This window comes from Ochrobactrum sp. SFR4 (genome assembly GCF_019730395.1).
Lineage (GTDB): Bacteria > Pseudomonadota > Alphaproteobacteria > Rhizobiales > Rhizobiaceae > Pseudochrobactrum.
Map to the genome: position 1 here is coordinate 1 of NZ_JAAPBB010000853.1, position 266 is coordinate 266.

General features: G+C 43.6%; 1 protein-coding gene. It reads left to right on the top strand.

All coding sequences use genetic code 11. From position 1 onward, the window contains the following. Positions 1–38: 38 nt before the first annotated feature. Positions 39–266 (top strand): FAD-binding protein (locus HBA93_RS21490; RefSeq protein WP_221724604.1); only part of this gene is annotated, 228 nt, incomplete at its 3' end.

Sequence of the window (266 nt, forward strand, 5' to 3'; positions counted from 1 at the left end):
AGCTTAATTCCGTTAATCGAGGCACTAGGGATTGTTACATGTCGGAAAATATTTCGGTTGATGTTTTGATTATCGGAAGTGGTATTGCTGGTGCAATTGCTGGTGCAAAATTGGCGCAAAAGGGTTTGAAAGTGGCCTTTTTGGAAAGTGGAAAGCGTATTGATCGTTTTGATGCCGTCGAAAAATTCTGGAATGCGAAAATTAAGGTTCCGGAGTCAGCTTATCCGAATGATCCGACTGCCCCGCATCCGTTAGCTCACAGGATT